At 31.0% G+C, this 12,086-nt stretch carries 12 protein-coding genes, 3 tRNA genes and 1 rRNA gene; 3 read left to right on the top strand and 13 right to left on the bottom strand.

Annotated elements, in window-relative coordinates:
• The 9 genes from CPAL_RS10885 to CPAL_RS10845 all read right to left on the bottom strand — a co-directional run.
• Window positions 1–326 (bottom strand): 16S ribosomal RNA (locus CPAL_RS10885); the annotation flags it as partial.
• A gap of 696 nt (window positions 327–1,022) precedes the next feature.
• On the bottom strand, window positions 1,023–1,412 hold the full coding sequence (gene dhaM / locus CPAL_RS10880) for a dihydroxyacetone kinase phosphoryl donor subunit DhaM (RefSeq protein WP_061857841.1): 390 nt from the start codon (window positions 1,410–1,412) through the stop codon (window positions 1,023–1,025).
• 97 nt (window positions 1,413–1,509) lie between these two features.
• Window positions 1,510–2,142 carry a dihydroxyacetone kinase subunit DhaL gene (gene dhaL / locus CPAL_RS10875; protein WP_061857842.1) on the bottom strand — a complete coding sequence of 211 codons (633 nt, stop codon included), beginning with the start codon at window positions 2,140–2,142 and terminating at the stop codon, window positions 1,510–1,512.
• A 21-nt stretch (window positions 2,143–2,163) separates the two neighbouring features.
• A complete protein-coding gene (gene dhaK, locus CPAL_RS10870) occupies window positions 2,164–3,162 on the bottom strand; it encodes a dihydroxyacetone kinase subunit DhaK (RefSeq protein WP_061857843.1) in 999 nt (332 codons plus the stop codon).
• Between the two features lie 221 nt (window positions 3,163–3,383).
• Window positions 3,384–3,968 (bottom strand): ECF transporter S component, encoded by a 585-nt coding sequence (locus CPAL_RS10865; protein ID WP_061857844.1) that lies wholly within the window; start codon window positions 3,966–3,968, stop codon window positions 3,384–3,386.
• 291 nt (window positions 3,969–4,259) lie between these two features.
• Window positions 4,260–4,333: transfer RNA gene (locus CPAL_RS10860), tRNA-Gly, on the bottom strand.
• A gap of 31 nt (window positions 4,334–4,364) precedes the next feature.
• A tRNA-Ile gene (locus CPAL_RS10855) sits at window positions 4,365–4,441 on the bottom strand.
• A gap of 6 nt (window positions 4,442–4,447) precedes the next feature.
• Window positions 4,448–4,523: transfer RNA gene (locus tag CPAL_RS10850), tRNA-Ala, on the bottom strand.
• Window positions 4,524–4,703: 180 nt separating this feature from the next.
• Window positions 4,704–4,949 (bottom strand): hypothetical protein, encoded by a 246-nt coding sequence (locus tag CPAL_RS10845; protein WP_061857845.1) that lies wholly within the window; start codon window positions 4,947–4,949, stop codon window positions 4,704–4,706.
• 238 nt (window positions 4,950–5,187) lie between these two features.
• Here CPAL_RS10845 and CPAL_RS10840 point away from each other — a divergent pair, with 238 nt between their 5' ends.
• Window positions 5,188–5,841: a lytic transglycosylase domain-containing protein gene (locus CPAL_RS10840; protein WP_061857846.1), complete on the top strand. Its 654-nt coding sequence runs from the start codon at window positions 5,188–5,190 to the stop codon at window positions 5,839–5,841.
• 630 nt (window positions 5,842–6,471) lie between these two features.
• Here the strand turns inward: CPAL_RS10840 and CPAL_RS10835 are convergent.
• Both CPAL_RS10835 and CPAL_RS10830 read right to left on the bottom strand, forming a co-directional pair.
• Window positions 6,472–7,161: a beta/alpha barrel domain-containing protein gene (locus tag CPAL_RS10835; RefSeq protein WP_061857847.1), complete on the bottom strand. Its 690-nt coding sequence runs from the start codon at window positions 7,159–7,161 to the stop codon at window positions 6,472–6,474.
• Between the two features lie 215 nt (window positions 7,162–7,376).
• A complete protein-coding gene (locus tag CPAL_RS10830; protein ID WP_061857848.1) occupies window positions 7,377–7,544 on the bottom strand; it encodes a zinc-ribbon domain-containing protein in 168 nt (55 codons plus the stop codon).
• 223 nt (window positions 7,545–7,767) lie between these two features.
• Between CPAL_RS10830 and CPAL_RS10825 the strand changes: the two genes are divergently transcribed.
• Both CPAL_RS10825 and CPAL_RS10820 read left to right on the top strand, forming a co-directional pair.
• Window positions 7,768–8,349, top strand: a complete 582-nt coding sequence (locus tag CPAL_RS10825) for a restriction endonuclease (protein ID WP_061857849.1) — start codon at window positions 7,768–7,770, stop codon at window positions 8,347–8,349.
• Window positions 8,350–8,367: 18 nt separating this feature from the next.
• The gene (locus CPAL_RS10820; RefSeq protein ID WP_061857850.1) at window positions 8,368–8,940 is read left to right on the top strand and encodes a restriction endonuclease; all 573 of its coding nucleotides are present in this window, start codon (window positions 8,368–8,370) and stop codon (window positions 8,938–8,940) included.
• Window positions 8,941–8,976: 36 nt separating this feature from the next.
• Here the strand turns inward: CPAL_RS10820 and CPAL_RS10815 are convergent, their stop codons facing one another.
• Both CPAL_RS10815 and CPAL_RS10810 read right to left on the bottom strand, forming a co-directional pair.
• Complete coding sequence (locus CPAL_RS10815; RefSeq protein ID WP_242862615.1) at window positions 8,977–10,314, bottom strand: ComEC/Rec2 family competence protein; 1,338 nt, start codon at window positions 10,312–10,314, stop codon at window positions 8,977–8,979.
• Between the two features lie 106 nt (window positions 10,315–10,420).
• A complete protein-coding gene (locus CPAL_RS10810) occupies window positions 10,421–12,061 on the bottom strand; it encodes a methyl-accepting chemotaxis protein (RefSeq protein WP_061857851.1) in 1,641 nt (546 codons plus the stop codon).
• Window positions 12,062–12,086: the final 25 nt, after the last annotated feature.

Genomic DNA, 12,086 nt, shown 5'->3' with positions numbered 1-12,086 from the left:
TCTCAGTTCCAATGTGGCCGATCACCCTCTCAGGTCGGCTACGCATCGTCGCCTTGGTGAGCCGTTACCTCACCAACTAGCTAATGCGCCGCGGGCCCATCTTAGTGCGGATTGCTCCTTTGATTATTCTATCATGCGATAGAATAATGTTATGCGGTATTAATCTCCCTTTCGGGAGGCTATCCCCCTCACTAAGGCAGGTTGCCCACGTGTTACTCACCCGTCCGCCGCTAGAATTACTCCCGAAGGAGCTCTTCTCGCTCGACTTGCATGTGTTAGGCACGCCGCCAGCGTTCGTCCTGAGCCAGGATCAAACTCTCATATTAAAAGTTTAATCTACTCATAAGTCATTGACTGGCTTTTATTTACCTTAATTCTGTTTAATTTTCAAAGACCAAATCTTTTATTTTTCGCTGTCATCTGACAGCTTATTCAGTATAACAAGTTTATTTTTGTTTGTCAACACTCTTTTTAAAATTTCTTAACTAAAAATTAAAATTTTAAAAATTAGAAGTGAATAACTTTTTGTCGTCTTTTGCGACGACATAGGTTATCTTATCAAAATTAATATCATTACGTTATTTATTATTTATTATTACATGAATTTATAAGAATATTTCTCATTTTTTTAAGTTAATGCTACATTTTTTATATAGTGATACTCTTGGCAGGGTATACGATATATAATAAAATGCTCAGCATTTTTATTAAGTGGAGGGACCCGCAGCGCCCCCACTTAGAAATATTTCACTTTAAAAAATTATATAATTATGAATAATGCTTCTAATATTGAACTGGAGCATGAGATTTGCATTGTATAAAGCGTTAAACAAGCATTAGAAGCTTTTTATTTCTGGATTTAAGACATTGTAAGAGCCTTCTATTATCTGAACGATAGTGAGTTTAGAAGGTTTATGAGTTTTAAAATCAGAAATATTAAAGCTTCTTTGCATAATAAAGCTTTCCTAAATACAAATCTCATGGGGAAATTCAATATTAAATATTGTCGTATAATATTTCTATTACGGCATTTTCCCAAGACTCATATTTTTTACTGCTTCTTTTATCTCTGACATAGTTTTACCTATGCTACTTTCAACTGCAGCAGTAATAGCACCTTCTACTATTGCGGTATCTATTATCTCTACATTATTTCTCATATCTTCTTCAAGAAATTCAAGCGCCATTTCCGCATTCATATATGCACTGCCTAAATCAAATATAATTAAAACTCCATCCTGAGAATAAACCTCATTTATAGCATTTAAAATTTTCCCCATATCTGTTCCTAATCTTCCATCACTAGTTCCTCCTGCTGCTGCAATAGGAAGGCCTGACGCCATTTGACTTGCAAGTTCTTTTACTCCTTGTGCTACTTTCTCGCTATGAGATACTATTACTAATCCTACCATGAATTCCTCTCCTTTACTTTCAGCTATGTGTAGAAGACCTTAGGTAAACCCTTTCAGTAAATCTAAGGTCCTCTAATTAAAATAATTTCATTTATTACTAACCTTGAATTTCTTTATATATGGTTTCTAAAATCAAAGTACTGGAAGTAGCGCCTGCATCTTGATGACCTATACTTCTCTCTCCTAAATAACTAGCTCTACCTTTTCTTGCTGCTATTTCTTTTGTATGCTCAACTCCTTTATAAGCTGCATCTACAGCCTCTTTTAATGCTTCTTTTGGACACAGTCCTTTTTCTATAGAACTTCTTAAACTATTTAATGCTGGTTCTATAGCATCTATCATAGTTTTATCATTTAACTCTGCTTTACCCCTCATTTTTATGCCGTCTAAAGCTGCTTCTAACATTTTTTCAAAATCTTTTATATCAATTTCACTTTTCCCATTTACCACCATAGCTGCTTTCATAAAAGCTGTTCCATATAGAGGGCCTGATGCCCCTCCTACATTTGATACTAAAGCCATACCTGTTTTCTTAAGAATATTACCTATATTGTTTCCATTATCATCTTTTAATTTTTCTTTTACCGCATTAAAGCCTTTGCTCATATTAAGTCCATGGTCTCCATCTCCAATTGCAGCATCAAGTTCCGTCAAAAACAATTTGTTTTTTTCTATAACTTCTCCAATTTTATTTATTATTTCTATAACTCTTAATCCGTTTACGCTCATTATAATCTCCCCTATTTTTATTTATAGTACTTTTAAAGCTGGTGTATCTGCTGGTGCATCTAAAAGTTCTTTTAATTCATCATCTAATTTTAATATACTAACTGAACATCCTGCCATTTCAAGTGAAGTCATAAATTCTCCAACCAAAGTCTTATAAACCTTAACTCCTTTTGCTTGCAGCATTTGATTTACTTTTCTATTGACTATATAAAGTTCCATAAGAGGTGTACCTGCTAAACCATTTACCATAACTGCAACTTCTTCCCCTTCATTTAGAGGCATATCTCCTAAAATTTTATTTACTAAATGTTCTGCAATTTCATCAGCTGTTTTTATAGTCTCTCTATGGGTTCCTGGCTCCCCATGAATGCCCATTCCAATTTCCATTTCATTTTCTGCCAAAGTAAAATTAGCTTTTCCTGCTGCTGGAACTATACATGGTGTTAAAGCCATTCCCATACTTCTTACATTTTTGATAACCTTTTCAGCAACTACCTTAACTTCTGTTAAACTTGCTCCTGTTTCAGCCTTTGCTCCAGCTATCTTATGAACAAAGATTGTTCCTGCAATACCACGCCTTCCTGCAGTATAAGTACTATTTTCTACAGCTACATCATCATTAACTACTACATAATCTACACTAATTCCATCCATTTCAGCCATATCTTTTGCCATTTCAAAATTCATTACATCTCCAGTGTAGTTTTTAACAACTAAAAGTACACCTGCTCCTCCATCCACAGCCTTAATAGCCTCATATATTTGATCTGGTGTTGGTGATGTAAATACCTCTCCAGCTACTGCAGCATTTAACATCCCTTTTCCTACATATCCTCCATGAGCTGGCTCATGGCCACTTCCTCCACCACTTACTAGAGCAACTTTTCCTTGCACTGGTGAATTTTTTCTTACTATGACATTAAATTCATCTAATTTTTTTATATATTCAGGATGTGCTAGCACCATTCCATCTAGCATTTCTTGTACAACATTTTCTGGATTGTTAATTAACTTTTTCATTATCCTATTCCTCCTTAAAATATTTTTATTGTTTATATAACTTTATTTCTCATGCTGCTGATTTAAAACTAGTTTTTAAAATAAAATTTCTTAATACTTAAGCTCCATTAGAAACTACTTTTAGTAGTATATTTCATATTTTATAAAATAAAAAGACTGCCTCTATGATAATTAAATTAGGCAGTCTTATTGGTATTCTTATATAAACCTTGAAATTATCCCTACTTTTTAATCTTATTAACTGCTAGTACTATAGGAACTGTTACAAAAATAGCAAGTGCAGCTGAATTAACTCCATTGATTATTAAAAGAAATAAAGACTTGCTAGCAGTGCTAACTGATATATGCAGTGCCTCAGCATAAGCTTTTAAGTAAAGTGCGTAAATTAGTCCTACTACTCCTATCGTATTAGTAAAAGATCCTATAGCCGCTGATATTGCTAATTTAAGCTTGGACTTTTTTATGTTTATATATTTGTAAGCTAAATATGGGGTTATGCCTATTAAAACTCTAGGTAAAACCGCTACTAAAGGATTCATAAATATAAACGATACTGGAGATGGTGTGTTTATAGCTTGAAACATACTAAATATTCCAAAAAGTAATCCAAGCAACCCTCCGACTATGGGTCCTTCTATTAATGAACCTATAATCACTGGTATATGCATTATAGTTAACTTAAATGGTGGTATTGGTATAAATCCAATCCCTGTTGCCCCCAAGACTATAGTAATTGCAAATAACATTCCTATTACTGCAATTTGTCTTGTAGTAAATTTTGTTTTTGTTAAAACCTTTTCTTGCATAATAACTTCCTCCATTCTTATTCCAAAATTGGATATAAGTTGTTAAATTAAATTGATTATAATAAATTATGAAGTTTGGTTTCACAAGAATACCAACTACATATATTTTACTTCAATACTTATTTAAACTAAAATGTGATTTAAAATGAAAAATAACGTTCTTTCCCAATGTATCCTTATTTCTTATATTAAAATACTTATTACACTTGTTTTTGTTAAATTTATATCAATCTTTCACTTTGCTTATAATTAGCAATAAAAAAACACCTCTTATTGAGGTGTTTTTTTTATTGGAGCGGGTAAGGGGAATCGAACCCCTGTGTTCAGCTTGGAAGGCTGACGTTCTACCATTGAACCATACCCGCATATTTTATTAATTTTTACAATCAACTTAATTGGTGGGTCTAAATGGACTCGAACCATCGACCTCACGCTTATCAGGCGTGCGCTCTAACCAGCTGAGCTATAGACCCAAAAGATGGTGGAGATAAAGAGATTCGAACTCTTGACCCCCTGCGTGCAAGGCAGGTGCTCTCCCAACTGAGCTATACCCCCATAAACTTTATCTACTAAATTGCTTTTCTCAAATTTATTTTCCCTTAGGACAAGTGTTATTTTATCACACATCATTTTTATGCGAAGCATATTACAAATGATTTAATTTAATTATTTTTACATTTTTCATCATTTCTCACTATATCTTTTATTCTCTTATAAAGATACGCTAGGGGGCGTTTAAGTAAGACTCCCCTTATACTCTGCTAAAAGCGCTTCACATGCAGCTATTTGTGCCTCTATACATATTGACGTTGCTTCACCCATTCCAAGCTGATTATTTCCATGCTGCATATATAAATTATTCAATAAATCTCTCAGATTTTCTACATTATACCTAGAGCCTTTTTCTATAGATGCTTTTAATGAATTATAAGTTTCTTCAAAGACATTATTAAAATGCGCCTCTTCCCAATTATATTCCATAATTTACAATACCCTCCCTTGATATACTATAGTAAAGATGGTTATTATATATGTAAATTTTATAAACTTTTCCACATAATTATTTAATATTTTTCCACATAATAAATAATTTTATTCAAAACTATACTTTATATTTACTTTTATTAACCATGACTATGCTATAAAGCTTATATTATAACTTTACGATAAAATTAGAGTATAAAGTTATTTAATCATAAATAAAAAAGGTGGTGATGTTATGGAAGTAAATAATTCTAAACAAGTAGAACAATTTATGAAATTTCAGTTGATGACAGAAATGTTAAAACAAGCTGCTGGAAACTCTTCTGGATTTCAAATTATGATGGAAAGTCTTTTAAATGCTGCAAATAATAAAGGAAATATTGATTTAAGCAAATTAGGTTTAGATAATGTAGATTTAAGTAAACTTGGATATGGTGGAGGCGAAAGACTTAATAATATATATAATAATATAAAAACTTCTTTAAGCTCTGGAAATATCTCAATAGAGCAGGCTGTAGAAAAAGCATCAAGAAAATACGGTATAGATAAAGATCTTATTATGGCTGTAATAAAACAGGAATCTGATTTTGATCCTAATTCTACTTCTCACGCCGGAGCTCAAGGGCTTATGCAGCTTATGCCTGGAACCGCCCGTGAGCTTGGAGTTACAGATCCCTATGACATTGAACAAAACATAGATGGAGGAACAAAATACTTAAAATCTATGCTTGAAATGTATAGCAATTCAAAACAACTAGCCTTAGCTGCATACAATGCTGGACCAGGCACTCTTAGACGAAGAGGCGTGGACACTGTGGAAGAAATCTCTAAACTCCCGACTGAAACACAGGACTACGTTAAGAAAGTAATGAAATACTACGGAAAATAATAAAAATGCTGCGCATTTTTATTAAATTGAGAAGTGGGGCGCCAAGGCTAAGTTAAAGCGCCTACGGCGCCTGCACTTAGAAATATTTTAATATATAAAAACTGAAACACTCGAAGAAATTAGTGAGAGAGCTTCTAACACCTCAACAGTTAGATAAATTTGCTGTATATGGCAACGCTAATATATATGCAGCAAATGATACAAAAATGAGAATGATACATTTTTATTATTTGTTTATAAAAAATTTTCAGAATATATTGATAAATATTTTTGTAAGGTGTATCATTATACTATAAACTTCAATAAATCAAAGTTTATAAATATAAAAAGTGGAGGTGTTGCTCATTTATACAAAGCTATAAAAATCTAAAGCTTAGGGGGTGATACCGCCAATTAAAGGATAGAAGGAGTTAATGGTTTGATAAAGGAAAATGAATTAAAACATAAGTAGAGTGCATTTATTGTAGAGCATGGATATACAATGAATGTACTCTTTTTATTTCTTTTATTTTACAAATTTTTAACGCTATAAAAATAAGAGCATCACAATTAACTTGCAATGCTCTTATTTTATAATTTTTTACTAATTTTATAAATGCTTGTGCATATTATTATAACCCCTAGTTATACTCATTGCTGCTCTTGAGCTTCTTCTTTATGTTCTTTTCTATATTTTATCATAAGTTCAGAAAAAAGATCTGCTGATGATGGCGGTGTGTAAGTAATAGCATTAGCTCCAGCTTCTATAGTTTCTTTTATAGTCTCTTCAGTAGGTCCTCCAGTAGCTATTATAGGAATATTAGGGTACTTTTTTCTAATACCTCTAATTATATCCGCGGTTCTTTTAGCTCCTGAAACATTTAATATGTCTGCTCCCGCATTTATTCTTGCTTGTATATCTTCATATTCTGATACCACTGTTATTACTACAGGAATATCTATAGTTTTCCTCACTTGTTTTAAAACTTCATTAGAAGTTGGATTATTTAATACAACTCCTAAAGCTCCTTTAAATTCCGCATCTAAAGCTAAATTTACTACTCGTTTTCCAGTTGTTACTCCTCCACCTACCCCGCAAAATACTGGCACATCTGCTGACGCAACTAAAGCTGCTGTTATTAGTGGTTGAGGGGTAAAAGGATATACAGCCATTACAGCATCTGCGTTTGTATTTCGTATAACTGCTACATCTGTACTAAATACTAAAGATTTAATTCTTTTTCCTAGAACTATTATACCACTTGCCTCTCTTATAATAGTAGGCATTTTTATCATGTGGCTTCTTAAATTTCCATTTAATTCTGGCACATTTTTTTTCATATTTTCCCCCTATTTTTGAATAAAATTTTATATTCTATCGACGCGTATAATCCTTTTTATATTCTCATTTTTAATATAAAATATCCTGTGATATAATTATATATTAAATTAAATATTTTTCTATACTTTTTTATTTAATTATATTTCCATAAATGTAATTAAATACAAAGATAATTATAAAAAAAAGGAACTGCATTGCAGCTCCCATACATTCACTATCTATTGAAGTTTCTATTGTTTCTTTGTTGCTTTCTAATTTTTCTACATTCTGGGCATCTTACTGGGTCGTTTTCAAATCCCTTTTCTTTATAAAATTGCTGCTCTCCTTCGGTGAATATAAACTCTTTTCCACAATCTTTACATACTAATGTTTTATCTGCCATTTTAAAAATCTCCTCTTTTCTTAAATTGCGACTCATTTATCACACAAAGGAAGCTTTTTTATTTGAAAACACCAATGTACGATACCTCATCGCTTTATTTATCTATATAAGTTTATCATATTTCCAAAAAATATTCAATTAATTTATAATGTTTTATTGTATATTTATTTAAATTTATGCTAATAATTGTAAAAACGAAATTAAAATTTTAGGAGTGAATTTTATGAATCCATTAAAAAAACTTATTTTATGTGTATTTATATTAATACTTCTAAATATCTTAAATAAACTTCTATACCCTATAGAAGATAAAATTAAAAAACGATTTAAACAAGAAACAGCTATATATGGCCTAATATCTAGATACTTTTTATCCCATCTAAGTGAAAGTGAATTTGAAGAATATTGCAGTTACTTGCTAAACAACATGGGGTATTTTAATATAGTACCTATATCTGAAGATTTTATAGGAGGATTAAGTCTTATATGTAACAAATCTAGTAATTCTAAGATATATGTAAGCTGTATTAAATCACCTTATAAGGAAAATAATACGGATGATAAATATGCTATAGTAGGAAGACCTGAACTTCAAAAATTTATAGGAATTATGGTTCATGATAAAGTTAAAAAAGGCATAGTAATCACCACTGGAGATTTTTCTGATCATGCTATTGAATATGTTAATCATCTTTCTTCAGAGTATGACATAAAACTCATAAATGGCATTGAATTATCTAAAATTTCCTGGGAAATCAGACAAAAAAATATTAAAAATCATTCTATTGCAAACTTACTTTCGTGAAATTGAGGAGGTAATAGCATGATTTATAATTACATTACATCTCTTTTAATGCTTTTAGCAAACTTTATAAGTTTTTTACTGCTTATTCCTATAAGTATTTTAATTATAAAGACAATTTATAGGCTTATAAATTTAGTAAAAACCTATAAAAAAGAAAACTTACATATTGAAATGTTAAAGGAAGGAATGCTTACTATAGATGATTTAAAGGACCTTTCCCCAAAAGAATTTGAACATTGGTGTGCTTTATTTTTGAAAAAACAAGGCTTTACTGATGTAATCATCTCTCCTTACGACCCAGATGGCGGTAAAGATATAGTTTGCAAAAGAGGTACAGAAACCTATTATGTAGAATGTAAAAGATATTCTAAGTCTAATTTTGTAGATGTGGAAGTTGCTCGAAAACTTGTCGGTGCTATGGAAATTGATGAAATCAAAAATGGTATTATAATAACTACAGGATTGCTTACCGAAAAAGCTATAGATTATATTTATTCTTTACCTAATCCTTACTCTATAACCATATACGATGGTGCATCTTTAGTAAAAGAATACAATAATCTTGTAAGTTCATCCCTTGTTAATGCTTAAGTAAAAAAATTGCACTCTATTAAGAATGCAATTTTTTTACTTTTTTGATGGTCTAAAGCCTGCTGCCCTAGCCTCTTCTTCTGTATTAAACCATACTTCTGGAATAGTCTTATCGTAGTAAGCTCCTCCTGGAAGATGATATATTTTTTCTCCCTTACTATTTATATTTCCTTTTATAAGACCTTTAGATACATTATTATTTGTTGTGCTTTTTGAAGCATTATTGGTTGTACTCTTAGTTGATGATTTGGTTACTGAGCCAGTAGAAGCTTTTGATGATGAAGTATTTGTATAATATTTATTACTTTCTGATGACTTAGAATTATTGTCTCTATAATTATAGCTTCCTGCCTTAACGTTAAAAGCTATACTGTTTCCATTGCTAGTGGCTATAATAGTTCCAGCTTCATCTGTCCTATACACTGGTATTCCTTTTGATTTCAATCTATCCATAGTTGATTTATGTGGATGTCCATACTCATTTCCTTGACCAACAGAAATTACAGCATACTTTGGTGATACTTTATTTAAAAACTCCTGTGTAGTCGAAGAACGACTTCCGTGATGACCTACTTTTAGTACATCAACTTTTATATCATATCCACCTTTTATTATTTCTTTTTCTAATATATCCTCTGCATCTCCTGCAAATAGGAAACTAGTATTTTTATATTTTAACTTAATTACTATAGAGTAGTTATTAACATCTTCATAATCAGAACTTTCAGATGGAGCTACTACTGTAGCCACAGCTTCTCCTAACTTAAAAGTAGTTCCTCTTGATGGTATTGCTATTTTTAATCCCTTGTCTTTTATAGCTGTTATTACATCTTTATAGGTCTTAGTCGTGCTTGTTTTCTTTGGCATATACACCTTTTTCACATCAAAGGCTCTTATTACAGCATCCAATCCTCCAATATGATCTTCATGTGGATGAGTTCCTATTACATAGTCAAGTTTTGTAATTCCTTGTTTTTTTAAATAATTAACAACTAAATCGCTATCTTCATTATTTCCAGCATCTATTAACATATTATTACTGCCTTGAGTTATCAATATACTATCAGCTTGACCGACATCTATAAAATGTACCTTTAAATCGCCGCTGCCATTTGTAGATGTTCCATTATTTTTAGTCTTGTCCTTTTCATTAGAACTTGCTTGTAATTCATCCTTTTTTTCTTCAGATGAATTTTTATTGTGTTTAGATGTGTTAGATGCTTCTATGCTATCTTGATTTTTTATATTGCTATTGCTTATATGGCTACTGCTTCCACAAGAAGTAAATAAAAACATAATACTTATTATGAAAATTAGCAAATGTATTATAGAATACTTCCTTAACTTATCTTTTGTTTTTAAATATTTATTCAATATTTTTTCTCCTTCCTGTTTAATCGTCTCAATAACATAATAGCATAATTTTATATAAAAATATTGTTCTAAAATTTTACAACAGGATTATTTCTCAATTAATACTTTATTTAATCTTAAACTTGCTTATTCTTTCTGAAAACTCAGAAGCAATGCTAGCTAATTCTCCAGCAGATGCGGAAAATTCCTCTACTAAACCTTCTTGAGTTTGAATAGAAGCTGATATTTCTTCAATGCTAGATGTTAGATGTTGAGACTTTTCATTTATATTTTCTACATTCTTAAGAACCTTATTCTTTTCTCCTATAGACTTATCTAAAGCATTATAAACTTCCTGAATATGAGGCATTATAGCTTCAACTTCATCAAGTATATTCTTTATAGAACCTACTGTACCATCGACAGTCTTCATCTCTGTTTTCATCTTATTTGATACTAGGTCAGTAGTTTCGGATACTTCTTTAGTGCTTAACATTATGGTTTGTACTAAGTTTGTAATACTTTTAGAAGAATGAAGTACTTGCTCTGCCAACTTCCTTATTTCATCTGCTACTACAGCAAAGCCCTTTCCTGATTCTCCAGCTCTTGCTGCTTCTATAGCTGCATTAAGAGCAAGAAGATTTGTTTGCTCTGCCACAGCATTTATAACATCTGTAATTTCTGTTATCTTTCCTATATTGCTGTCTAAGAATTCTATTTTTTCTGCTGACTGTTCAAAAGCATTCTTCATATCGTCTATAATTGATACAAAAGTTTTTAGCTCCTTTTCTCCAAGCTCAGCTGCTTGTCTTATATTTTCACCACTAACTGATACTTTCTCTACTCTATTATAAATAACATCAATATTCTTTGAGAATCTTTCCATACTCTCAGCAGTATCTGCCATAGCTACGGATTGCTCACTAGAATTCTGAGTTATTCCATCCACACTACTTGTAATTTCTGAGCTTGTAGCTGAAATCTCCTCACTAGAAGCACTTAAGCTTTGAGACATATCATCTATTTTTTTAGTAGACTCTTGTATTTTACCAATAATATCCCTTAAAGTATTGGTAACATAATTTAAACTATTCATAAGTTCTCCAATTTCATCCTTATTTTTAGGGTGAAATTCCACAGTAAAATCTCCTTTAACTACCCTCTTCATATTTTTTGATATAACATTTATTGGCTTTACAATATTCATTGAAATTACATACCCAATTATTGTAACTATTACTAATACTCCAATAGTCAAAATAATTGTATCTTTCATGTATGATTTTAATGTTCCTGTAATACCTGGAAGAGTTATACCGATAGAAATTACTCCATCTATTTCTCCTTCATTTTTATTATAAAATGGAGTTACCACATTATATACAATTTGTCCATCATTTTTAAATATTTTACCTACTACTTCTCCATTTATAGCTCTATTAAAATCTCCTTGTTCTATATTAGGTATAGAATCAGTTCCATTTGCTATAACATTATTGTTTTTATCCGCTATAAATGCATAGCTAACTCCTTCATTAGAATCCTCTTGTATATTTTTTAATGCTTCACTTAATTCATCAATATTATCAATAGAATAATTTTCCACTAATTCTCTTGCTGTGGTCGCAACAAACTTGCTTATATTACCCATCTGCCTATTTACTGCTTTGCTTACTCCATAAACACCTAAACTCGTAAGCATTATTATGGTTATCAAAGTTACTGAAATAAATCCTAATATTATTTTATTTTTTAATGATTTAAACATAAAATCCTCCCATCCTTAACCTTAT

Source organism: Clostridium thermopalmarium DSM 5974 (genome assembly GCF_002995795.1).
In the GTDB taxonomy this organism is placed as follows: domain Bacteria; phylum Bacillota; class Clostridia; order Clostridiales; family Clostridiaceae; genus Clostridium_H; species Clostridium_H thermopalmarium.
The sequence above is the reverse complement of the archived record's forward strand: the minus strand, read 5'-3'. Positions and strand labels throughout refer to the sequence as shown.

Excerpts from the sequence above, each read along its gene's own strand:
- dhaM (WP_061857841.1), bottom strand. The coding sequence starts at position 1,412 with ATGGTAGGATTAGTAATAGTATCTCATAGCGAGAAAGTAGCACAAGGA.
- dhaL (WP_061857842.1), bottom strand. The coding sequence starts at position 2,142 with ATGAGCGTAAACGGATTAAGAGTTATAGAAATAATAAATAAAATTGGA.
- dhaK (WP_061857843.1), bottom strand. The coding sequence starts at position 3,162 with ATGAAAAAGTTAATTAACAATCCAGAAAATGTTGTACAAGAAATGCTA.
- CPAL_RS10865 (WP_061857844.1), bottom strand. The coding sequence starts at position 3,968 with ATGCAAGAAAAGGTTTTAACAAAAACAAAATTTACTACAAGACAAATT.
- CPAL_RS10845 (WP_061857845.1), bottom strand. The coding sequence starts at position 4,949 with ATGGAATATAATTGGGAAGAGGCGCATTTTAATAATGTCTTTGAAGAA.
- CPAL_RS10840 (WP_061857846.1), top strand. The coding sequence starts at position 5,188 with ATGGAAGTAAATAATTCTAAACAAGTAGAACAATTTATGAAATTTCAG.
- CPAL_RS10835 (WP_061857847.1), bottom strand. The coding sequence starts at position 7,161 with ATGAAAAAAAATGTGCCAGAATTAAATGGAAATTTAAGAAGCCACATG.
- CPAL_RS10830 (WP_061857848.1), bottom strand. The coding sequence starts at position 7,544 with ATGGCAGATAAAACATTAGTATGTAAAGATTGTGGAAAAGAGTTTATA.
- CPAL_RS10825 (WP_061857849.1), top strand. The coding sequence starts at position 7,768 with ATGAATCCATTAAAAAAACTTATTTTATGTGTATTTATATTAATACTT.
- CPAL_RS10820 (WP_061857850.1), top strand. The coding sequence starts at position 8,368 with ATGATTTATAATTACATTACATCTCTTTTAATGCTTTTAGCAAACTTT.
- CPAL_RS10810 (WP_061857851.1), bottom strand. The coding sequence starts at position 12,061 with ATGTTTAAATCATTAAAAAATAAAATAATATTAGGATTTATTTCAGTA.